This is a genomic window from Lentzea tibetensis (assembly GCF_007845675.1).
GTDB lineage: Bacteria > Actinomycetota > Actinomycetes > Mycobacteriales > Pseudonocardiaceae > Lentzea > Lentzea tibetensis.
Genome location: NZ_VOBR01000105.1, coordinates 1 through 894, shown reverse-complemented (window position 1 = coordinate 894; position 894 = coordinate 1). Strand labels below are relative to the sequence as shown.

The window sequence follows — 894 nt, the reverse complement described above, 5'->3', positions numbered from 1 at the left end:
AACCTGCAGGTGCATGTCTCTGCTGCCATGCGCGTCCTGATAGCCGCCCGGCCCTGGCTGCGTGTCTACACCCTCCCGTCCTACGCGCCCGAACTCAACCCGGTCGAGACCGTCTGGTCTCACCTCAAACGCAGCCTGGCCAACCTCGCCGCCGGCAACATCACCCACCTGGCCGGTCTCGCCAAGAACCGCCTCAAGAAGATGCAGTACACCGACGGCCTCATCGACGGATTCCTCAAAGGAACCGGACTGCCGCCCCCGTGAATCACCCAGACCTCGATGCTTCAAGGTCTGAAGCGCCGGACCTGCACGACGCACTCCAGCGAGCCAAGGACGAGGGAACGCCGTACGTCATCGTGGACGGGAAGATCTTCTCCGCCGATCGCCTGAGCGAAAGACCACCAGCGTGAAGGGCAAGCAGATCGACCTGTGGTACTCCGGGAAAGCGCACGAGCACGGCGGCAACATCCAGGCCCTGCCGGCGCCCAATGGTTTCCCGTCGCGGGTCGGTGACGTCGAGCCCGGCTCGGTACACGACCTGACCGCGGCGCACGAGCACGTGCTCGTGCGCCCTGTACTGGGCCGACTCCAACTCCTGCCCACGCTGGCCGACAGCGGCTACCACGGGCGGGTATCGGCGTGTTCACGCCGGTCAAGCAGCCACCGACGGCCAGGCCCTCGACGTCGACAACCGCACCTACAACGCCCTGCTGCGCGGCCTGCGATGCTTCGGCGAACGCGGCTTCGTGATGCTGACCGGACGCTGGCGCGCCCTGCGACATCCCGCCGGTTGTGCGCGAGATCATTCGTTCGGCGGAGAAGGATCCCGCTCACCGTCCTCGAGTCCATGCTGGTTGAGCCGAACGGTGCACGTTGGGTTCTCGAACGGGGCTA

2 protein-coding genes are annotated in these 894 nt (G+C 66.1%); both read left to right on the top strand.

What is annotated here, in order from left to right:
* Window positions 1-264 (top strand): transposase (locus FKR81_RS43125; protein ID WP_186763505.1); only part of this gene is annotated, 264 nt, incomplete at its 5' end.
* Between the two features lie 142 nt (window positions 265-406).
* Window positions 407-894, top strand: a 488-nt coding sequence (locus FKR81_RS46230; protein WP_146361390.1) for a transposase family protein, incomplete at its 3' end; no start/stop codon positions are given.